This window comes from Bizionia sp. (genome assembly GCF_048259285.1).
GTDB lineage: Bacteria > Bacteroidota > Bacteroidia > Flavobacteriales > Flavobacteriaceae > Algorimicrobium > Algorimicrobium hallyeonense.
The window spans coordinates 11,876-33,778 of record NZ_JBLXHU010000004.1 but is presented as its reverse complement, the minus strand read 5'-3'; the positions used below and the strand labels follow the sequence as shown (position 1 = coordinate 33,778).

Sequence of the window (21,903 nt, the reverse complement as noted above, 5' to 3'; positions counted from 1 at the left end):
AGGTGGGAATCATGAGATGGTTATTTTTGAAGATTAGAAATTACCCAATGTGTCATGCCATTAAAAACGTCTATATAAAAGGTAAATAAGCCCGTAAAACTTCATGTGCATTTCATCGACTAATGTGTCGTTATTCCAAGATAATTACCGTTAGTCGGAATCGGTTATTTTAAAGAAAAAGCCATTGGTCATTTCAACTAATTTATTGGTATTAAAACCTAAAAATTAGCATTTTATATCTCTTTTAACAATTTTTGTGAAGTAAATGCTATTGATCCCAAATTAATGGGCTTTTTAAACTAACACATTACCTGCTTTAACGTTGTATCTCAAGATTTTAAATAAGCTTGATTATACGGCTCGTTGTAGCTTTATAATTGTATGAGGCAATTAATTACTTTGTTACTATTTCTTTCTGTTTTTATTTGTTTCTCCCAAACAAAGGAACAGGATAGTCTTACTATTCAATTAGCCTTTCAAAAATCCGATACGTCTAAAGTTGAAACCTCGCTTAAGCTTATAAAATCGCTTTATGACAGTAAAGAATATGCCAAATCTTTAAAGTTCATTTCTGAAAGCGAGAAATTATCAAACACTTTAAATTATCAAAAAGGCAATGCAGAAATCACCTATTATAAAGCTTTAATTTTTGCTGAAAAGGATGATTATATCAATGCTATTGATAACTATACCAAATCTAAAGACTTATTTATTGTTTTAAAAGACACTTTAAGTATTGCGAAAGTTAATAATAGCATTGGCCTAATTGAGATAGCGCGTGGTAATTATAACAAAGGGCTACAGTATTCCTTATCCGCTATTATTGAATTAGAAAAACGTGGCTTAAACAAGGAGTTATGTTCTGCCTACAAAAATTTAGCAGATGCTTATGAGCATATTAACAATCGTGCTAAAGCCATTGAATTCAATCTGAAGCGCTTGGAGATTGAAAAGAAACTAAATGATAAAATTGGTATAATTTCAACGCATAAAAAGCTTGCTGAACTGTATTCTCTTGAAAAGGAAAACCGAAAAGCAATTGATTATTACGAAAAAGTACTTCGTGACTTAAATGAAGAAAACGATTCTTTAAAAGGCGAAATCTTACCGCGTTTAGGTGGTGAATATCTTCAATTTAAGGATTATGATGTTGCCACAGGCTATTTGTTAGAAGGTCTGAAATTAAATAGGCAAACGGACAATCAATTAGGATTGTTAATTTCACTTAATAATTTAGGGAAACTTAATTTACAGCAAAACAAAACCACTATTGCCGAGATTCAATTAACAGAGGCGGGTAAAATTGCGGAGGCTTTAGAAAACGATCAGCAGTTATTAATGAATTATAGATTAATGACGGTTTTGGATTCCACGAACAGAAATTATGAACGTGCTTTTGAAAGACAACGTGATTATTATAATCTGAAAAGACGGATTGAATTGCAAAATCGGTTACCTAAAGTAGAACCCACTTCCAATGTACCATCATTATCAGATATTAATGCTATTAGCAAATCGGTGGAGTCCAATATTTTAGAACAGCATGAGCAAGAGAACACGGAAAACGAGAAAAAACTGAATAACTTGCGGTTTGTGTTCTATATTTTATTAGCTGTATTTGCCATTCTACTTATCTTTTTTGTGTTGATCTATTCCAAGCGAAACAGCCGCTTAAAATACACGCGCGATTTAGAAGAAAAAAATCAGAAAATAGAATTACAAAATGCTGCTATTTTAGAGCAAACCAAGCATTTAGAAGACATTAATAAGGTGAAGGACCGTTTGTTTTCCATTGTTTCTCATGATTTGAAGGATTCGTTAACATCTATTAAAGGATTTATTGATTTATTAAATGATGGCTCGTTAACACAGTCTGAATTTAATTCGCTAATTCCTGAATTAAGTGAAAATGCTAACAATGCATCCTTGTTGCTTTTCAATTTATTAAACTGGTCTAAATCCCAAATGCAATCCTTGGAATCCAATCCAAGTTTATTTGATATTCAAGAAGTATTTGAAGAAAAGACACACTTATTAGAACAGAAATTAGAGAAAAAGGGCATTACATTAATCAACCAAACCTTACACGATTTTGTTTATGCAGATCGAAGTATGATTGAAATTGTTGTTCAAAACTTATTAACCAATGCCATAAAATTTAGTAAATCTGGAGACACCATTACGGTAGCAAACCGGATAAGTAATGGACGCTCAATAATCAGCATTTCAGATACAGGTGTTGGAATTGCACCAGAAAATATTGAGAAACTATTTAAAAATAGCACATTCACAACCGTTGGTACTAGTAATGAAAAAGGCACTGGTTTAGGACTAACAATTTGTAAAGAATTAGTAGACCTTAATATGGGGAAAATTTGGGTAGAAAGCAGCCTAAATCGAGGAACAACCTTTTATATAGAGTTACCTAAATCCAATCCTGTAGTATAAAATTTTTAAGCTTTAGGCAAGAACACTTCGGCCATCATACAACGCGCACTTCCACCTCCACACGTTTCAATAGTTTCTAACGAGCTTGATAAAATAGGACAATGCTTTTCAATGTCGTTTATTTGAGCAACGGTTAAACTATCATGAGCTGCTTTGCTCATAACTAAATACCGCTGATTTAAATGTCCTTGAACTTGGAGCATGTTTCCAGCAAACTGATGCATTTGCGCTTCTGTAATGGCAATAATACTTTTTCCGTCTTCTTTTAAGCTCTTTACAATGGATTTACGCTCTTTTTTATCGTCTATGCTATCTAAACAAATTACTGCAAATTTTTCGGCAAGACACATCATTACATTTGTGTGGTAAATTGGCAAACGTTTGCCTTCTACCGTTTGGAACGCTGTAAATAACATTGGCGCATAATCAAAATCCTCACAAAACTCGATAAATAAATCCTCGTCCGCTCTAGCAGATAATGCACAATAGGCTTTTTTATTTATTCTATCCAACAATAGGCTTCCAGTCCCTTCAAGAAATACACCTTCGTTTTCCGCTTCTGTGTAGTCAATAATGTTTTCAATTTTAAAACCAGCCTCTTCCAAACGCAAAAGAATATCTTCACGTCTCTCCACACGTCTGTTTTCAGCAAACATAGGGTAAAGTGCTACATCGCCATTTTCGTGGAAGCTCACCCAGTTATTTGGGAATATGGAATCTGGTGCATTTAATGCCTTGATATCGTTTTCTACAATTACCGAAACACCAACAGCACGTAATTTACCAACAAAAGCATCAAACTCTTCTTGCGCTTTGGCATTAATTTCAGCATTTTTAAGATCTAAATCTTCCTGAAAATAATTATTTACCGCTGTTTGTTCATTCATTCTAAAATGAACTGGGCGAATCATCAATATGGTATTTGTTGTTTGTGACATCATGCTGTATTTGGATTGCAAAATTATGCTTTTTTATAGAATCCCACGCATGTTTAACAATAAAAAGTAAGGGCTTTTTAGAACCTGCTTAAAAACAAAGAAGGCTGCAAAATGCAGCCTTCTTTGTTTAATTATAAAATCAATTTATTAGTTTCCACTAATAATGATTTTCTGTGAAAAATTATTTCCAGACAGGATATATACTCCAGTGGCTGTTGTAGGAGGAATGGTTACTCTAGTATTCCCACTAAATCCATCATACTGTGTATTTGATAGTGTAATGGAACGACCACTAACATCATATAATTTATAGTTATCATCTGGGTTTGCATGGGTAATATTAATCGTCCCACCAGAAGTTACTGGATTTGGATAAATAGTTGATGTATTCAAAGCAAAACTATCAACTCCTAATGTAGAACCATTAAAGTAAGGTATTGCAAAATTGTATGCTTCAACACCAATAGTTTCACCAATTATACGGCCTGGGATATCATCAGCTGGTGGATGAATTCCGCCCCAGATTCTTGATAAACTACATTGATCTGATGCATCACGATATGTTGCCCATTGCAAGGTAATATCCACAGATGGACCTTCTTCAAAAACTAAAAAATCATTTTTATAGGCTACAAACTCACCCATTCCTCCAGGGAAATATTCATCTCCTGTAATGAGGGTCATAACTTCAGCAGCCGCTCTTGAGTACGTAGAATGTCCTGAAATAAAACCAGCAAAAGGTGGTGTTACAAACGATGGTCTTTGGTAAGGCCACCAGTTTTCAGATAAAATCCAACCTACTCCAGCCGTATCGGTGTCCGTATTACTAACAAAGTCAGGACCTTTCCAAGAGTATAATTTAATTTTACCAACATTTTGGTCGAAACCACCAGCAAGTGGATCGCCAGATTCTACCAATTCAACAAAACCAGGTTCTAGCTTAATTCCTTGTGGGTGATAGCTAGCTAATTGGTCATCTGAACTTTGACCTAAATCGGCCATATAACGAATAGCTGAAATTGGACGAATATAATCATACCATCCTTTAATACTCCAAGCTGTAATGGCCGCATCATGCATGGCACCACCTAAAATAAAATACGATTTCACATCCCATTCTACAGGTTCCAATACGTCTCCTGTTCCATTCAGTTTTTTCTCCAATAATGGATTATCAGACACATGATTTAACAATGTAAACCAGTGACCTGGAGGCGTTTCAGAATCTGGACCATCTGCCCAGAATTCTGCTAAAACACGCGTATAATCACCACGAGGCACAACTTGTGGCTGGTAAGGCTGATTAGTTACAGGGTTTAAATTACGTCCAGTTCCTGGATCGCCTCCAACCACACGATTATAAAACGTTGGGTATTGTGTATAATCGGTTGGAAATGAAGAAATAGGCGTATTTCCAATAGCGCCGGGTGAAATGTCCCACATAACACCATCAGCTGGATCTAAATGAGAACCCCAAACGGACACCATAGAAAAATTCCATTTATAGGCCTCGCTTGAAACACTTGTATTGGTGTTATCTATATATGGTGGATTTGCAGGATTGTGGTATACACTATAATCATCACCATCTCTTTGAAAGATATCCTTATCACCACTTGACATAGCAAAAGGTGTTACATCTCCCCATTCAGGGCTTAAAAAGTTAATAACATCACCATCAATTAAATTTCCACTTTGGTCAATATATGTATCCAAACTTAATGATTGCCAGCGATTAGGATCGGTTAACGAAACGGCTTCATAAGCTGGTGCTAACGGTGGGTTAACCGGCTGATAATACGCATTATCATAACCTGTAGCTTCTCTTGCGCCATCCGAATTTCCGTAATCTATAAGTATTTGCCCAATATAGTTTCCAAGTTCAGCAGCATTACCAGAAGTATAATCCGTAGATGTTACTCCAGTGCTATAACCTAACTGATCCATTAAAAAATTAAAACGTTGTTGAGTTTGAAAAACACCAGGTGAATTTTGAAACCTATGGGTTAATAATCTATACATAGCGTAACTAACCGCTTTATTAACGGACGCTGTATTACCTTCTAATGGTGAAAAAGCTTGCAGTGTGCTCGTAAAACCATGCACTGTATTTCCTACTAAATATGGATCACCGTGTTGTCCATTTCCTGGGTTTTCAATTTTATCATAAATTGCCCATATATCATACATAGCAACACTGGAATGAAATAAATTTCTAGCGTGTACGGTTGGTCTAGCAAAATCTTTTCTAATGGCCTCAAGTAACGCCTCATTCCAAAGTCTAGCAATGGACACATTGTCTGGTGTTTCATAAATAACAATATCTACGTCCAATTCAACCACTGGACTTGAACATAAGGTGCTCGTTTCTTTTACGGTTATTTTTCCTGTGTCATTTATTCCCCATTTTACAGTAAGACTATTTGTTCCTTGACCACTAACTAATTCTCCTCCTGTAACCGTCCATGCAAGAGTTGAGCTAGGATCAGATAACGGATAGGTATATGTTTCTTCGTCTAAAAAACCTACTATTGTAGTACCTGAAATAACATCAGAAGCCAAATAGGTACATGAACCATCATCAACTGTTGCTGACGGATTGTAGGAACATGACGTAGGATCTGTACAACCAAATATTTTAACACTTGGTGAAATCATTAAATCCACCATACCTGCACCTTCAGTTGCTTTAAAGTGTGAATCAGCGGCAATATTTTGATACGACTCTACAGTCCCTGACGGCCACTTAATTGTAACATCACTAATTTGCGTATCTGTATTTAAACCAAAATGAACGGGTTTGATGCTCTGACCTAAAAATCCAACACCATTAAAGTAACGTTTAAAAGTCCCAGAAGCGGTAGTAATTGTTACTTCTGTACCGATAGCACTTTTGTTAGAAGTTGTTCCTTCCAAAGACAATTTAAAGAAATGTACGGGATTTGGATCACCCACATTTAATAACGTATTTTCATATAAAAAGGAGTTTATATCACTATTGGTCAGGTATAAATCTAAATCACCATCATTGTCATAATCAAAATCAACGGCTTCAATACTAATTGTTAAATCATGAAGGTTTGATGCTATGGTTGCATTTTCAAAATTATTATCTCCTTCAACATATTTGTTTTTATAGTATACATTATATTCTGCATTTCTATTTTCGAACGTATATCCATTTGCAATAAACAAATCTTCATCACCGTCTAAATCGAAATCGGCAAACTTGGTACCCCAAGCCCATCCGTTACCAGCAATATTATTGGCTAAACTATTCTCTGTAAATGTATTGGTTCCTGTATTGGTAAATAAAGCGGTTTCATCTATTCCTGTTATAAAAAAATCAAAAAAACCATCATTATTATAATCGCCCATGGCAATACCCATGTCATCAAAATTATTATTTAAACCAACGGCGCTAGCTTGCTCTGTAAAACTGGTGCCACCATTATTGATATACAAATAATTAATTTCATCAAAATCATTACTTACGTATAAATCCATAAACCCATCTTGATTAAAATCAAAAGGCATGGCTGTAAAGCTCTCTCTAGGCGTTACTTCAGCAATTCCAGTAGAAGCGGTTACATCTGTAAAAGTACCATCTGCATTATTACGATATAAAAGGTTTGAAGAACATCCACCCCAATCATTAATATAGATATCTAAAAACCCATCGTTATTATAATCAAACCAAGTGGCTCCCATATACTGACAGGTTGTGGCTAAATTAAATCCCGCACTTGCTGTGATATTAGAAAATGTACCATCGCCGTTATTTTGATATAATAACACATTAAAGGTGTTGGTTATAAACAAATCTGGGAAACCATCATTATTATAATCCCCCCAAAAAGCACCTTGTTTAAATCCGTCAAAGCTATAAAACACACCATCTTGACTATAATCTGTAATTAGCATATTATTTAATCCAGCAGCTACCGTTACATCTGTAAAGGAACCGTCGTTATTATTTTTAAATAATTTACTGTGTGTTCGCTCAATACCGTTTACATCAATGGCTTCGGCTACTACAAAAATATCCATAACGTTATCACCATCATAATCTGCAACGGCAACACCACTATTTTGTTCAAGGTTTCCTAAACCAGAAACCGCATCAGCGCGTTGAAAAACTTGCGCTGTAGTTTGCAACGCACAAGCCATGAAAATAAGACTCATTAATAAGCCTTTGAATAGTTGATTTTCCCTCATAATAATTAATATTTAATCAAATGAAGCACTATTTATTCTTTCTTAAAAATTTATTCTACAAAGTGCCAAATAATTACTTTAAATGGTATGATAAGTAAGAAAAATTCTTAAGCAAACGTTAAACAAAACGTTCAATATTCTGATATAAAGAATTTTACGGCGTGGAATTGGACACTTGTAATAGTTTGCCGTTATAGTATTTTTGACCAGTTGTAGAAAAGTCAAAAATATAATTTGCCATAGATTTTGGTGTCATGGGCACTTCAAATCCTGGAAACGCCTCTTCAAGCATTTCCGTTTGAACAGCGCCCAATGCTAATACATTAAAACAGATACCCGTTTCTTTATATTCCTCTGCCCATAATTCTGTTAAGGTTATAACAGCTCCTTTACTGGAGCTATAAGCTGCAAGGCCAGGAAATTTCATACTACCTTGAACGCCACCCATTGAGCTAATAGTTAGCACATGACTTTGAGTTTTCATAAACGGCAATATAACACGTGTCATCTCTGCAACGCCAAACACATTGGTTTTATATACGAATTCAAAATCTTCCAATGTGGTTTCCGAAAAGGGTTTATTGAGAAGTGCACCGGCATTATTAATTAGAATATCGACGTGGCCCCATTCGTTTTTCACAAAGGTTTCCACTTTATGAAAGTCCGCTTTTTTTGATAAATCGAAAGGAAAAGCCGTTACATTAAGCAGCTTTAAGTCTAAAATGGGTTTTGCATTTCTTGACAATGCTAAAACTTGATAGCCTTTTTCTGAAAACTGTTTGACTAATTCAAACCCAATTCCTCTGCTTGTTCCCGTAATTATAACATTTTTACTCATCGTGCATTTTAATTTCTTGGGTTGCCGTATTACTCATTTTTTCAATACCTGGAATTAATTGATTAATTAAACTCGCCATGTGGTCATAATCCAATTTATCTATTTCGTCACCAACATGATGGTAGAAATCATAATTTGATAAATCGCAAGACGAAATGGTATGTGAAGGCATTTTAAACACGTCATAAAACGGATAATTATCGGATGCTTTAAATAAATTGTATTGTTTAGCCACTTCAGATTCTCCTAAAAAATTAGCCCCTACATAAGCGTTAATTTTTTCAGCCATATTGGACTTACCATAGCCCGTTAAAAAAGCTACATAGTCGCGATCTTTAAAAGGCACACCAATCATTTCCATATTTACTACGGTATATAAGTTAGCGTTTTCATCTTTGAGTCTATTAGCTAAATGTTTAGAGCCCAATAAGCCCATTTCTTCCGCCGAAAACAACACAAACATTAAACTACGTTTATTGGATTTTTTAGCTCCAAAATAGCGCGCCATGGCCAAAACGGATGATGTTCCCGCGGCATTATCATTGGCGCCATTAGCAATTGAATCGGATGCAACCATTTTAGCTTTCGTTCCAATATGATCATAATGAGCACCAATAATGATAATTTCATTTTTTAGCGTTGCATCGGTTCCCTCTAAAAACCCTACAACGTTATAGGCATCCATTTCTTGAACTTTAAAATGATCCCTATAGGTATCATAATAAGGTTTAACACCAAACTCTTTTAATTGCTTTTCAATATAATTTGCAGAAACGTCTATACCCACACTTCCCGTACCACGGCCCATTTGATCATCGGACGCCAGGAAAGAAACGGTTTCCTTGACCTCACTAGCTGTTATAGAAATATTTTCAACAGTTTTAACTTGATGATTTTCTTGTTTTGCCTTACAGCTAAAAATACTGATAGCAACAAATAATAAAATGAGCTTTTTCATGAGTAAATTTTTATTGTCTGTCTTTTGCAGACTCGTTTTTTGGTTGTGGTTCCAATACATCTCGGAACTGTTTCTATAAATTATTACCTTATTAAGAAATGCTTCAAACAAGCTTGCTTTCTTAAACTAAATGACCTGTTTGGTAATAAAATTATTGACCTTTGATTAAAGTTTAAATATAAAAAAATCCTGCTTGGTTTAGCAGGATTTTCTAAATATATAAGGTTATACTTTTTAATTATAAATTACACTAACATGGTTATTGGATTCTCAATATAACCTTTTAAAGTTAAAAGAAATTCCGATCCTGTAGCGCCATCAACCGTTCTGTGATCGCAAGCCATGGTTAACTTCATGGTATTTCCTACAACTACTTGGCCATTTTTTACAACCGGCTTTTCTAAAATAGCGCCAACAGATAAAATAGCAGAGTTTGGCTGATTGATAATAGATGTAAAACTTTCAATTCCAAACATACCCAAATTAGAAATGGTAAACGTACTGCCTTCCATTTCTTGAGGCGTTAATTTCTTGTTTTTCGCTTTTCCTGCATATTCCCTAACAGCAGCGCCAATTTGAGGTAAGGATTGCTCATTTGCAAAACGCACCACAGGTACCACTAATCCGTCTGGAACTGCAACCGCAACACCAATATGAACGTGATTATTTAGTTTCATTTTATCATCAAACCATTGTGAGTTTACTTGTGGATGCTTCTTTAAAGCCAAGGCACAAGCTTTTACAATAATATCGTTATATGAAATTTTTATATCTGGAATGGAATTGTATTGCTCACGGAACGCCATAGCATTTTCCATATCAAACTCCACATTTAAATAGTAATGTGGTGCCGTAAATTTAGATTCTGCTAAGCGCTTGGCAATTACTTTACGCATTTGCGAATGTTTCACCTCATCAAAATCCTCTTCACCTGTTGGTACAAATTTCCCAACAGCTGCTGCGGAGGTTGCGCTAGGCTTAAAGTTCTCGACATCGCGTTTTACAATACGTCCATTTTCGGCAGATCCTGTTATTTGTGAAATATCTATTCCGCGTTCTTCGGCCATTTTTTTAGCTAATGGCGAAATGAATACGCGTCCGCTTGAATTTGACGTAGAAGATGAACTTGATGATTCTCCGCTTTCGCTCTGAATGACCGTTTCTTTTTTAGGCTCTATTTTATCTTCTTTTTTTGGTTCTGATTTTTCTGATTTCGGCTGATCTTCTTGTTTATCTGAAGTTCCTTCCGCTTTAAAGTTTTTAGCAACAGCTGAAACATCTGTTCCTTCTGGACCAATAATAGCTAAAAGGGCATCTACCTTTGCCGTTTCGCCTTCCTCTAAACCGATATGTAATAAAGTACCAGATTGAAAAGATTCGAATTCCATAGTGGCTTTGTCAGTTTCAATTTCTGCTAAAATTTCACCTTCTTCAACCGTATCACCAATTTTTTTCAACCAGGTAGCAACCGTCCCTTCTTCCATAGTGTCACTTAATCGTGGCATGGTAACTACGGTTACACCTTCTGGTAATTCAGTTTCCTTGTCTGTATCGTCTTTAGAAGAATCTTCAGCGTCTTTACCTTCAGATTTATCTTCTGACTCTTTTTTAGACTCATTTTCAGAATCGTCCTCGTCTGCATCCGCAGATTCAGATGCATCTTCTTCTTTTTTGGTTGTTGAATCTCCTTTTATCAAATCTGAAATATCTTCACCTTCCTCGCCAATAATAGCCAAAAGCTCATCTACTTTAGTTGTTTCTCCTTCTTGAACACCAATATGTAATAAGGTGCCTTCGTGAAACGATTCAAATTCCATCGTGGCTTTATCAGTTTCAATTTCAGCAAGGATATCACCTTCTTCTATCTTATCTCCAACTTGCTTCAACCACGTGGCAACGGTACCTTCTTCCATGGTATCGCTTAAACGCGGCATATTTATAATTTCAGCCATTGTTTATAGTTTATGTTGTATGAATGGGTAATCTTCTTGATCGTAAACAGCGTCGTACATCACGTTCTTTTCTGGATACGGCGAATCTTCGGCAAACTTTTCACATTCGTCCACTAAAGCTCTCACACGTTTATCAATTACTTTAATTTCTGCTTCGGTTGCGTATTCCTTTTCAAGAATAATTTCTTTTACTTGGGTAATTGGATCAATTTTCTTGTATTCGGCAACCTCATCTTTGGTTCTATAATGCTGCGCATCACTCATGGAATGTCCTCTATAACGGTAGGTTTTAAGCTCTAAAAATGTAGGGCCATCTCCACGTCTAGCGCGTTGAATAGCTTCATCAAACGCTTCCGCTACTTTTATTGGATTCATACCATCTACAGGGCCGCAAGGCATTTCGTAGCCTAAACCAAGCTTCCAAATATCGGTATGGTTGGCTGTACGTTCAACAGAGGTTCCCATGGCGTAGCCATTATTTTCACAAACAAAAACAACTGGCAATTTCCAAAGCATAGCCATGTTGAAGGTTTCGTGAAGTGAACCTTGTCTAGCAGCACCATCACCAAAACAACATAGTGTAACGGCATCACGATCATGATACTTATCTCCAAATGCAATACCGGCACCTAATGGAATTTGACCACCAACAATACCGTGACCACCATAAAAACGGTGTTCTTTTGAAAAAATATGCATGGAGCCACCTAGTCCTTGAGAGGTACCTGTTGCTTTACCATATAGTTCCGCCATAACACGTTTAGGGTCCACACCCATACCAATTGGCTGAACGTGATTTCTATACGCAGTTATCATTTTATCTTTGGTTAAATCCATAGCATGCAAAGCGCCTGCTAATATGGCCTCTTGACCATTATATAAATGAAGAAATCCTCTTACTTTTTGTTGAATGTAAACGGCTGCTAGTTTGTCTTCAAACTTTCTCCAGAAATACATGTCCTCATACCACTTTAGGTATACTTCTTTGGTTATCTTTTGCATTGGTTACGTTAATTTGATAAACGAATAAACAAAAGTAACACTTTACTTATTAACGAAAAAACCGAAAATCGTAAAAATTACGATAAACCTCACTTTATGAAGTTAAAAGCTTTAAAGAAAGGTTTTATCGAAAATTAAGGGTAATAGATTGGCAAGCGATTCTGATTTTACCACCTTTCCTGTTTCACCCATAAAATAGATTTCAATAGGTGCGTTTTGTTTCACTTCATATTCGGCAATTGCTTGACGGCATGCTCCACACGGTGGAATTGGCGCCATAGTATGCTTAATATTAGAACCTGCAATAATCGCCATTCTAACTACTTTAGCATCGGGAAATTGGGAGCCTGCATAATAAATAGCTGTACGTTCGGCACATAATCCAGACGGATACGATGCATTTTCCTGATTATTACCTGTAATAATTTCATCATTGTCTAGCAATAAGGCTGCCCCAACACTAAAGTTAGAGTACGGGGAATAGGCTCTACTTCTAGCTTCAGAAGCTTGTGTCATTAAAGATGCTACCGCTTCTGGCAACTCATCAAAATCATCATAAACCTGAAGAATGGATTCAATTTTTATTTCTTTCATAATCTATTTATATCTACGAAATTAAGAAACTATATGAGACAAAAAAACTATTGCGGTTTGCAATAGTTTTTTGTTTTATTCCTATACATATTTTAATACTCTCTATATGTTCCAGGTCCTAAATTAAACGTTAATGAAAAACGCAACGTATTTTCTAAAGGACTCTTTACTTGTGACGCCGAGAATAAGTATGATAAATCGATACCAATTACATTATACTTAAAGCCGGCACCAATGGCGAAAAATTGTCTCGCTCCTTTTGTTGAACTTTCATGGAAATATCCCGCTCTAAAACCAAAGGAATCTTGATACATATATTCCGCTCCTAAAGCCCATGTCCATTCTTGCATTTCTTCACTAAATCCGCCTGGTGCATCACCAAAGGACTGAAACATACCTTTAAAAAAGCCTACGTTTGGATCTTTACCTTCTATGATAACATTGGGTGTAACAACACTTCCTAAAGCATCAGTATCAGTATTATCTGTTCCGTTTTCTGGATCATATACTCCATTCCCATTATTATCGGTATAATTAAATTCCGTTCCATAAATAGGTGGTGTTGGCACCAACAATTTGGTAACTTCACCTGTTATAGATACTTTATTAAAATCATCTAATATAAAATCGAAGCCACCACCTAAACGCAAGGTTGTAGGTTGAAAGTTTTCTTGACCTCCTTCATCATATTTAAATTTTGGCCCAATATTTTGAATAGCGAATCCCAAACGAGTACGACCATTAAAGGTTGCATAGGCTTGCTCTTCACTTTGGTAATACCCCGAAATATCCACACCAAATGTACTTGCTGGAATGGCATCTGCATCAATTGCTCCAATTTTTAAATCAGACCGTAAATAACGCATAGCAACAGACATAGCAAACTGCTCACTTAATTTTAAGGAGTAGGATGCATCAATGGTCATTTCGTTTGGTTTTTCAATAAGTGCTTGAGAAAATTCATCTTGAACTAACTCAATTTCACCTAAAGAGAAATATCTAAAACTAGCAGCAAAAGCACTACGTTCGTTTATTCTGTTGAAGTAGGTTAAATTACCTAAAAATATATCTTTTACTAAACTACTTAAGTAGGGTGTATAACTAACACCAATACCTTGTTTTGTTTCTGAAAACGCATATTTGGACGGGTTCCATTGTTGTGAAAACACATCGACGCCAGTAGCAACTCCCATATCTCCCATGGATGCTGCGCGCGCATCGGCAGCAATTAACACAAATGGTAAACCTGTGGTAATTACACGCGAATCATTTGTATTTGGTAAAACAACTGTTTGCGCATATATCTGGTGTGCAAAAACAAGAGTAAATAGTATTAAAATTTGATTTTTCATGTATTGATTTTATTTAGCAAATATAAAGTATTATTAAAGTATTACAAGTTTCTCAATTTTTTCAACGGATTTATTTAATAGTGGCGATCTTACGGTTAGTTTATAGATATAAACACCTTTTCCAATTTTATCTCCAAAATCGTCACGACCATCCCAAACAATATCTCTTGATAAAGCGGACGTACCTTTCCCACAACATTCGGAAGAATTGGTTTGTCCATTGATTGTTTTCACCAATTTACCCGAAACGGTGAATATCTGTACTGAAACGTCTAAAGCATCCGAACTATTGTGATTAAACCAAAACTCGGTGTAATTAACAAAAGGATTTGGGTAATTTAAAACATTTTCGATAACAAGGCTCTGATTCTCGTCATGTACCACAAATTGAATTTCTGAAACAGATGAGTTATTATACACATCCCACGCTTTCACTGTTAGTGTGTGTAGTCCTGGGGCTATATCGCGCAGTGGAAAATTGGCAGTACCACGCTGATAATCATCAATTTCAGTTTGATAATAATCATTTAACACAAACGGATTCGTTTCGTCTCCATCTAAAATAGCCACAATGTCATGACCAATTCCGCTAGCGGTGTTAATTCCGTTTTCATCTTCCAATTTGACTAATAAACTAGGCGACTTATTGGTAATTCCACCAGACACGAAGTTTTCATCATTCATATACAACTGAATAACGGGCCCGATGGCATCTTCCGGAGCATCTTGATTTAGCCCCCCTATTATTACAGAGCTACTATTAGCGCCCGATTGATCATCAAACGCATTGGTTTTTTTCGCATAAAAACTAACACGACCATTACCTTCTGGAATACCTATATCTCTTGGCACTATAAATTCAAATTCAAATTGCCCATTGGTAATAGAAGCTTGACCTCTAAAGATTGTGGCGCCCAGCGTTTCAAAATCCATTTTAATAAGCTGACCACCTTCTTGAACATTATCATTTGCTAAAGTAGTACGCTGTATCTTTTTGTCATATATATTAACCGAAAGCACACCACTGTAATTTGAAAGCACATTACCCGTTAAATCCGTTACTTCTCCAGCTAATTTAGCACGACTTAATGCCTTTAATGTTGGTGTTGGTTGACTAACAGGAACATCATCAACAGCTGTTAATCGCACATTTGGTTTTGGGAATGTTAATTTCATAGCTGGATCACCTATAAAGAACACCAAGCGTCTTTGACCAATTCCTGAAATGCCCGAACTAACCTTGGTTAACCTTAAGGCTTCGGCCATACTTGGGTACTCATCATCTGCATAATCATCATCTGGATTATAGGAAAATAAGTACTCCGTTAGGGCAATATTAAAGGAAATACCAACGCTCACAAAAATTTGACGTGTGGTTGTAATCAGTCCAATGGCACCACCATCTTTATTCCAATAGGTGTATTCACCTGCTGTAGGACGGAATGGGTTATCAAAACGTGTATATTCACAGGTTACCGTTACAAAGCAATTAAGCTTACATACATTATTTAAGTTCTGCGCATCGGGTTTTTCAAAAATTCGTTCTTTAGTCAGACCATCTTCACCGCCATGTCCAAAATAATTCACCACTAAAACACCGCTTTCTATAGCATTGACCATGGCCGTTTTTACCGCGGGATAAGTATTTCCACCAGCTGAAGATTGCTGAACAAAGGCATCCGAATGAATTTTAGTTACATTTATAAAGCTTTTTTCTGCTGTAATATTATCGCCAATGGTATTGGTTGTTAATTGAATATCTTTTTCCCAAGATTCATCCACATCATCAGAAATTACAACCACATTATTACGCCAATTTCCATACGAGGCTTCCACGTAATACGACGCCACTTTATCTACCATTTCTGATGCTTGTTGAGGCGAATCTGCTAAAATACGACCAACAGCAATGTCTAATTTATCGGATGTTTGCATTTCACCTTCATTGGGATCCATCATGCCATAAAAATCATCTGAAACAAACGAGCTCGTTAAATTAAAACTATTATAGGCATGCCATGAAGGAATTATGTTGGTGTTATTTGGTATTCTGTCTTTATAATCAAAAGACCCATCACCAAATAAACACAAATATTTTAAGCGCCTTTCCGGTGAACTAGCATTATCATAAACATATTTCACAAAATTCCGAATAGCTCCTATATCTTGAGCGCCTGGTCCAAATTCTAAATAAATATTACTTAAGTTAACCACTTTAACATTCAATCCATACTGCGCTCTATTAATTTGAGCTAAACGTTCGGCTTGGCCAACCATGTCACCACGCGCAATAATTATATAATCTATATCTTCAAAAACGCCTTGTGCATTATTAAAAATAGACCCTTTTAAATTTTGATTGCTTACATAAGGATTTGAAACCATGATGGGTTCATGAAAACTAGGTGCAGCTACTACAGCATATTTCTTTAAGGAACCTAAATTGGATGTAAAGGAAATAGTTGAGTTTGAACCTGTATTACTATAATTCCTAATATTATAAATATCCGTTATGTCCCATACCTCATTCACTTGTGTGGCGTTTGTAAGATTATACTGCCCAATACCAGATGCTCCTGCAACGGCACGGTTATAGAACACAAACTGACCACCTGCAAATTTTAATTCGCGTGTCGCTTCCAAGGAGATATAATCTAAATAACCCAAGGCGGAAGGGTTACCACCATTATTATAATCTAGTGTAATAGCAATATTTGCATTCGACACATTTACATTACCATTAAATACGGATTCACTTACTAACGTTGTTTCTGTAACAGCCGGAATGGTTAAATTAGCTACAGATGTGGCATTTACCTTCAAATCCATAGTTGTAGGAATTTCAGATGTAGATGCTACATACGTTGTAAGTCTTACAGGAATTGAAGGTACAATATTTGGAAATGAAAAATCGAAGGTTTGCGAGGTTTCAATATCAAATCTGTTTCCAAACCAACGTCTACCCACACTTGCTAAATTGTATTCATCTACTTCGTGATATTGATAGTCCTGAAACGTATCAATCATCATATCTACAGAACCAGAAGGTTGAATCATGGGTTGGATGCGCTTCCCGTTTCCTTGACTTATATTTATATAGTAATAGGTTACAGAATTATAGGCGTTAATATTGGTATTTCTTTTTACATCATATCCATTTGGCCCTTGCGCATAGAACATAATATAATCTCCATCATGAAAATACCCATCCGATTCACCTATAATACGAATGGCATTTTCAGCTAAATCATATGGATAAGGTTCTGCATTGGAATAAGGAATCATGCGTCCACCATTACCATAAAGCTTTATAGTTCTAGGATCCACAGCGTCCATATTTATTCCTAATTGCTGTAAAAACTGTCTGGATATTTTAAAAACTCCCGACTTATCTACCTGAAAGCGATACCAAGAACCCGAGCTCAAAACAGAATTTACAATATTTGATCTATTGGATGCTCTATGACTATTTTGGGTATTATAATTAATCGTGAAGGCCGTTACTTTTTTATACACCCCATTTTCTCTTATAATTGGTGAAACTGTTAAAAAGGCGCCACTTTTATTCCGACTAATACTATTATTAAGACTATATTTTATGGCATTCGGAATTGTTTTTAAGTCAACATCTTTTAAGTCACTTTTTGAAATTGCCGCATAGCTCACATTAGAAATCTGCACGGAATTCTCGTTAATTAATTGCGGAATATCCCATTGTGCAATAAACTCCAAGCCATTGGATAAACCGTAACTAAAATGCTCCTCATTGAACGCAGGAACTTTTATAGAAAAGCTTTCGTTTGCTATGGTTTTAGTACCATTCCAAGTGATGTTGAATCGCTTCTGCTGGGAAAAAGCCATAACAGAAATGAGCAAGGCAAATAGTAATAATTTCTTTTTCATTACACAAATAACGCAATTTAGTGTCGCTTATTATTAAAAATCAAACAATTTTAAGAAAATGAATTCAAATTTCCATAATAAAAAATATAATCGGTCGTTATAGTGTAACAAAACAACGGAGAAACGCAAAAAAAGCATCGTTAAAATGCTTGATAAATAGGATGAACCGCATAATATTTTAAGTAAATATTAAATAATTACTTGTATTATTACGCATAATTCTTATATTGCGTCACCAAAAATATTTTTAGCTTACTTAAACGTATGGATATGAAAAATGTATTAACAATAAAATTATTGTTAGTTTTAGCAGTAGCTGTTACAGCTGTTGGTTGTAAACGATCAGGCTCAAACAGTTCTCGAGCAACCGGTTGGGATATTAATTCTAGAGATGGAGGATTCCAATACAATACTAGTTTTAAAGGACAAGAAGCAGGACCTGGACTTGTATTTGTAGAAGGAGGAACTTTTACTATGGGTAGAGTTCAAGACGATGTAATGCATGATTGGAATAATTCACCAAATCAGCAGCATGTTCAATCCTTTTATATGGATGAAACGGAAGTTACCAATTTGATGTATTTAGAGTATTTAGATTGGATTAAACGAATTTATCCGCCAGCAGAAGAAAACTTTAAAGCTATTTATGATGGTGTTCTTCCCGACACTCTTGTTTGGAGAAATCGTTTAGGTTTTAATGAAGTTATGACCGAAAACTACTTACGTCATCCAGGTTATGCAGAATATCCGGTTGTTGGAGTTAGTTGGATTCAAGCAGTTGAATTTGCAAACTGGCGTTCAGATCGTGTTAACGAAGCTAATTTAGAAGATGCAGGTTATATTCAAAGAGATGCTAAATTAAATGAAGTATCATCTGATGCTACATTTAACACGGATACTTATATTAATGCACCTTCGCAAGTTTACGGTGGAAACACAGCGCTTACTGATCCAGAAAACACACGTCGTCGTGTACAAACTAATGCAGCAGGTGATCCAATAAATGTGAATGCAACAAGAGAAACAGGACTTATTTCTCCAAAATATAGACTACCAACAGAAACAGAATGGGAGTATGCCGCTTTAGGCTTAACATCTATTCGTAGTTACAATGTGTATAGAGGCCGTAAGAAATATCCATGGGATGGTCAGTATACACGTTCAGGAAAACGTAAAGTAAGAGGTGATCAATTAGCTAACTTTAAGCAAGGTAAAGGAGATTACGGCGGAATTGCTGGATGGTCTGATGATGGTGCTGATATTACAAATGCTGTAAAATCTTACGAGCCAAATGATTTTGGATTATATGATATGGCTGGAAACGTAGCCGAATGGGTTGCTGATGTTTACAGACCTATTGTTGATGATGAGATGAGTGATTTTAATTACTACCGTGGAAATGTGTATACCAAAAACGAATTAAATGAAGATGGTACCGTACGCATTGTAACGAGTGATGAGATTAAGTTTGATACTTTACCAAACGGAAAAGTAATTGCCAGAAACTTACCTGGTGAAATTCACCAAGTACCAGTTGATGAAAACGAAACCTATTTAAGAACAAACTTTGATACCAGCGATAACAGAAATTATAGAGATGGTGATCAGCGTTCATCTCGTGATTACCGTGATGGTTTTAATGAAATGGAAGACGGTTCTAGTGAAACAACGCATACGAGAAAAATGTACAACTCACCAAATCACAATGTTGAAACAGATTCAACAGGTGCTTTAATTCGTGAGTATGACCGTTCTGATAAGCGTACATCTTTAATTAACGATGAAGTTCGTGTTTATAAAGGTGGTTCATGGAAAGACAGAGAGTATTGGTTAGATCCGGCTCAACGTCGTTATTTCCCACAAAATATGGCAACTGATTATATTGGATTTAGATGTGCCATGTCTCGTGTAGGTTCTAAATCAGAAAACAAAAACAAAAGGAAAAACTAATTAATTTAGTTATAAAAATTTCAAAAAGTCCTGACCGTAGTCAGGACTTTTTTTATACTTTTATTTTATGGAACTACATACCCTTCATAAACATTTTTTAGAATGCAAAAGCGTTTGTACAGATACGCGAAAAATCACTCAAGAATGCCTATTTTTTGCGCTCAAAGGCGATAATTTTGATGGTAATAGCTTTGCCAAACAAGCCCTTGAAAATGGGGCTAAATACGTTGTTATTGATAATCCTAAATTTTTCCAAAACCATCAAACCATTCTCGTACAGGATGTATTAGAAACCTTACAAAAACTTGCCACTTTCCATCGGGACTATTTAGGGATTCCTATTATTTCACTCACCGGTAGTAACGGAAAAACAACGACAAAAGAGTTGATTCATGCTGTGCTTTCCAAAAAATTTAGAACAACGGCTACTATCGGTAATTTAAATAATCATATTGGCGTGCCATTAACACTTTTGTCCATGACCAAAGCGACTGAAATAGGTGTGGTTGAAATGGGTGCAAATCACCAAAAGGAAATTGCCTTTTTATGCCATATTGCAAAACCAGATTACGGCTATATCACCAATTTTGGAAAAGCGCATTTAGAGGGGTTTGGAGGCGTTGAAGGTGTTATAATCGGTAAAAGTGAATTGTATAAGTATTTGATATCACATAATAAACCAATATTTATAAACTCAGCAGATACGATTCAAGTAGATAAAACCAAAAATGCTAAAACAATCCCTTTTGGCCCTTCCGATAACAAAAATCAATTATACATTCAGTTTTTAGATGCTAAACCTTTTGTTAGTTTATCGTATCATGACAAAACTATTACTAGTAACTTAATTGGAGCTTATAATTTTAATAATATAGCTGCCGCTATTACTATAGGAAATTATTTTGAAGTCGATGATTCTGATATTCAAAAAGCCATTGAGAATTATATTCCAACTAATAATCGTTCACAAATTATCACCAAAGGAACAACCCGCATAATTTTAGACGCTTACAATGCTAATCCTTCTAGTATGATGGTTGCATTGGAGCATTTTTCAAGACAAGAACATCCTCATAAAATTGCCATTTTGGGTGATATGTTTGAATTAGGACCAGACGCTGAAAAGGAACATCAAGCAATTGTCAATTTAGCCGGCACACTTCAAATTGATAAAGTCTTCTTTTTAGGTGAAAATTTCTACAAAGCTACAAGTACTGATTCAAAAATAACCTTTCACAAATCATTTCAAGCTTTTAAGGAGACTTTCAATGTAGAAACGCTAAACAATGCACTAGTAATAATAAAAGGCTCTAGAGGTATGGCTTTGGAGCGTGTGTTGGAATTACTAGATTAAGATCAGAATTGAATTTATTTTTAAACCAAATCCTAAACACCATTTACGATGTATAACCTAACAGGTTTTAAAAATTTGATAGGTTAAACCTTACTGCTCTTGGATTAATTCCATTGATCCAGAATAAACACACTCCTGCAAATATAAATCTGAATGCTCACGCATTCTAGCTTTTTTTATTTCACAAACCCCTTTAAAGCGAGCTTTATAAAAGACCTAAAAGGTTTTTAAAACCTGTTAAGTCTAACCTTAAGGCTCTTGGATTAATTCCATTGATCCAGAATAAACACACTCCTGCAAATGTAAATCTGAATGCTCTCGCATTCTAGCTTTTTTTATTTCACAAACCCCTTTAAGGCGAACTTTATAAAAGACCTAAAAGGTTTTTAAAACCTG

At 35.5% G+C, this 21,903-nt stretch carries 12 protein-coding genes; 3 read left to right on the top strand and 9 right to left on the bottom strand.

Annotation, left to right across the window (positions count from 1 at the left end; genetic code table 11):
* Positions 1-381: 381 nt before the first annotated feature.
* A complete protein-coding gene (locus tag ACN0QX_RS02920) occupies positions 382-2,448 on the top strand; it encodes an ATP-binding protein (protein WP_417195453.1) in 2,067 nt (688 codons plus the stop codon).
* 5 nt (positions 2,449-2,453) lie between these two features.
* Here the strand turns inward: ACN0QX_RS02920 and ctlX are convergent, their stop codons facing one another.
* The 9 genes from ctlX to porU form a co-directional block, all read right to left on the bottom strand.
* Entirely contained in the window at positions 2,454-3,386 is a 933-nt protein-coding gene (gene ctlX, locus ACN0QX_RS02915; protein WP_417195577.1) for a citrulline utilization hydrolase CtlX, read from the bottom strand.
* Positions 3,387-3,533: 147 nt separating this feature from the next.
* Complete coding sequence (locus tag ACN0QX_RS02910) at positions 3,534-7,604, bottom strand: FG-GAP-like repeat-containing protein (RefSeq protein WP_417195452.1); 4,071 nt, start codon at positions 7,602-7,604, stop codon at positions 3,534-3,536.
* 154 nt (positions 7,605-7,758) lie between these two features.
* Positions 7,759-8,442 (bottom strand): SDR family NAD(P)-dependent oxidoreductase, encoded by a 684-nt coding sequence (locus ACN0QX_RS02905; RefSeq protein WP_417195450.1) that lies wholly within the window; start codon positions 8,440-8,442, stop codon positions 7,759-7,761.
* On the bottom strand, positions 8,435-9,400 hold the full coding sequence (locus ACN0QX_RS02900; protein ID WP_417195449.1) for a M28 family peptidase: 966 nt from the start codon (positions 9,398-9,400) through the stop codon (positions 8,435-8,437). Before ACN0QX_RS02900 ends, ACN0QX_RS02905 begins: the two co-directional genes overlap by 8 nt.
* A gap of 245 nt (positions 9,401-9,645) precedes the next feature.
* Entirely contained in the window at positions 9,646-11,352 is a 1,707-nt protein-coding gene (locus ACN0QX_RS02895; protein ID WP_417195447.1) for a pyruvate dehydrogenase complex dihydrolipoamide acetyltransferase, read from the bottom strand.
* A 3-nt stretch (positions 11,353-11,355) separates the two neighbouring features.
* Entirely contained in the window at positions 11,356-12,354 is a 999-nt protein-coding gene (gene pdhA, locus ACN0QX_RS02890; RefSeq protein ID WP_417195445.1) for a pyruvate dehydrogenase (acetyl-transferring) E1 component subunit alpha, read from the bottom strand.
* 111 nt (positions 12,355-12,465) lie between these two features.
* Positions 12,466-12,948: a cytidine deaminase gene (gene cdd / locus ACN0QX_RS02885; RefSeq protein ID WP_248398176.1), complete on the bottom strand. Its 483-nt coding sequence runs from the start codon at positions 12,946-12,948 to the stop codon at positions 12,466-12,468.
* Between the two features lie 92 nt (positions 12,949-13,040).
* A complete protein-coding gene (gene porV, locus ACN0QX_RS02880; protein ID WP_417195443.1) occupies positions 13,041-14,300 on the bottom strand; it encodes a type IX secretion system outer membrane channel protein PorV in 1,260 nt (419 codons plus the stop codon).
* 33 nt (positions 14,301-14,333) lie between these two features.
* Positions 14,334-18,203, bottom strand: a complete 3,870-nt coding sequence (gene porU / locus ACN0QX_RS02875) for a type IX secretion system sortase PorU (RefSeq protein WP_417195441.1) — start codon at positions 18,201-18,203, stop codon at positions 14,334-14,336.
* Between the two features lie 264 nt (positions 18,204-18,467).
* On the opposite strand from porU, the gene gldJ reads away from it, so the two are divergent.
* Together gldJ and ACN0QX_RS02865 are read left to right on the top strand one after the other, a co-directional pair.
* Complete coding sequence (gene gldJ / locus ACN0QX_RS02870; protein WP_376861560.1) at positions 18,468-20,153, top strand: gliding motility lipoprotein GldJ; 1,686 nt, start codon at positions 18,468-18,470, stop codon at positions 20,151-20,153.
* A gap of 67 nt (positions 20,154-20,220) precedes the next feature.
* Positions 20,221-21,507 (top strand): UDP-N-acetylmuramoyl-tripeptide--D-alanyl-D-alanine ligase, encoded by a 1,287-nt coding sequence (locus ACN0QX_RS02865; RefSeq protein WP_417195439.1) that lies wholly within the window; start codon positions 20,221-20,223, stop codon positions 21,505-21,507.
* The last annotated feature ends 396 nt before the right edge of the window (positions 21,508-21,903 follow it).

Excerpts from the sequence above, each read along its gene's own strand:
- ACN0QX_RS02920 (WP_417195453.1), top strand. The coding sequence starts at position 382 with ATGAGGCAATTAATTACTTTGTTACTATTTCTTTCTGTTTTTATTTGT.
- ctlX (WP_417195577.1), bottom strand. The coding sequence starts at position 3,386 with ATGTCACAAACAACAAATACCATATTGATGATTCGCCCAGTTCATTTT.
- ACN0QX_RS02910 (WP_417195452.1), bottom strand. The coding sequence starts at position 7,604 with ATGAGGGAAAATCAACTATTCAAAGGCTTATTAATGAGTCTTATTTTC.
- ACN0QX_RS02905 (WP_417195450.1), bottom strand. The coding sequence starts at position 8,442 with ATGAGTAAAAATGTTATAATTACGGGAACAAGCAGAGGAATTGGGTTT.
- ACN0QX_RS02900 (WP_417195449.1), bottom strand. The coding sequence starts at position 9,400 with ATGAAAAAGCTCATTTTATTATTTGTTGCTATCAGTATTTTTAGCTGT.
- ACN0QX_RS02895 (WP_417195447.1), bottom strand. The coding sequence starts at position 11,352 with ATGGCTGAAATTATAAATATGCCGCGTTTAAGCGATACCATGGAAGAA.
- pdhA (WP_417195445.1), bottom strand. The coding sequence starts at position 12,354 with ATGCAAAAGATAACCAAAGAAGTATACCTAAAGTGGTATGAGGACATG.
- cdd (WP_248398176.1), bottom strand. The coding sequence starts at position 12,948 with ATGAAAGAAATAAAAATTGAATCCATTCTTCAGGTTTATGATGATTTT.
- porV (WP_417195443.1), bottom strand. The coding sequence starts at position 14,300 with ATGAAAAATCAAATTTTAATACTATTTACTCTTGTTTTTGCACACCAG.
- porU (WP_417195441.1), bottom strand. The coding sequence starts at position 18,203 with ATGAAAAAGAAATTATTACTATTTGCCTTGCTCATTTCTGTTATGGCT.
- gldJ (WP_376861560.1), top strand. The coding sequence starts at position 18,468 with ATGGATATGAAAAATGTATTAACAATAAAATTATTGTTAGTTTTAGCA.
- ACN0QX_RS02865 (WP_417195439.1), top strand. The coding sequence starts at position 20,221 with ATGGAACTACATACCCTTCATAAACATTTTTTAGAATGCAAAAGCGTT.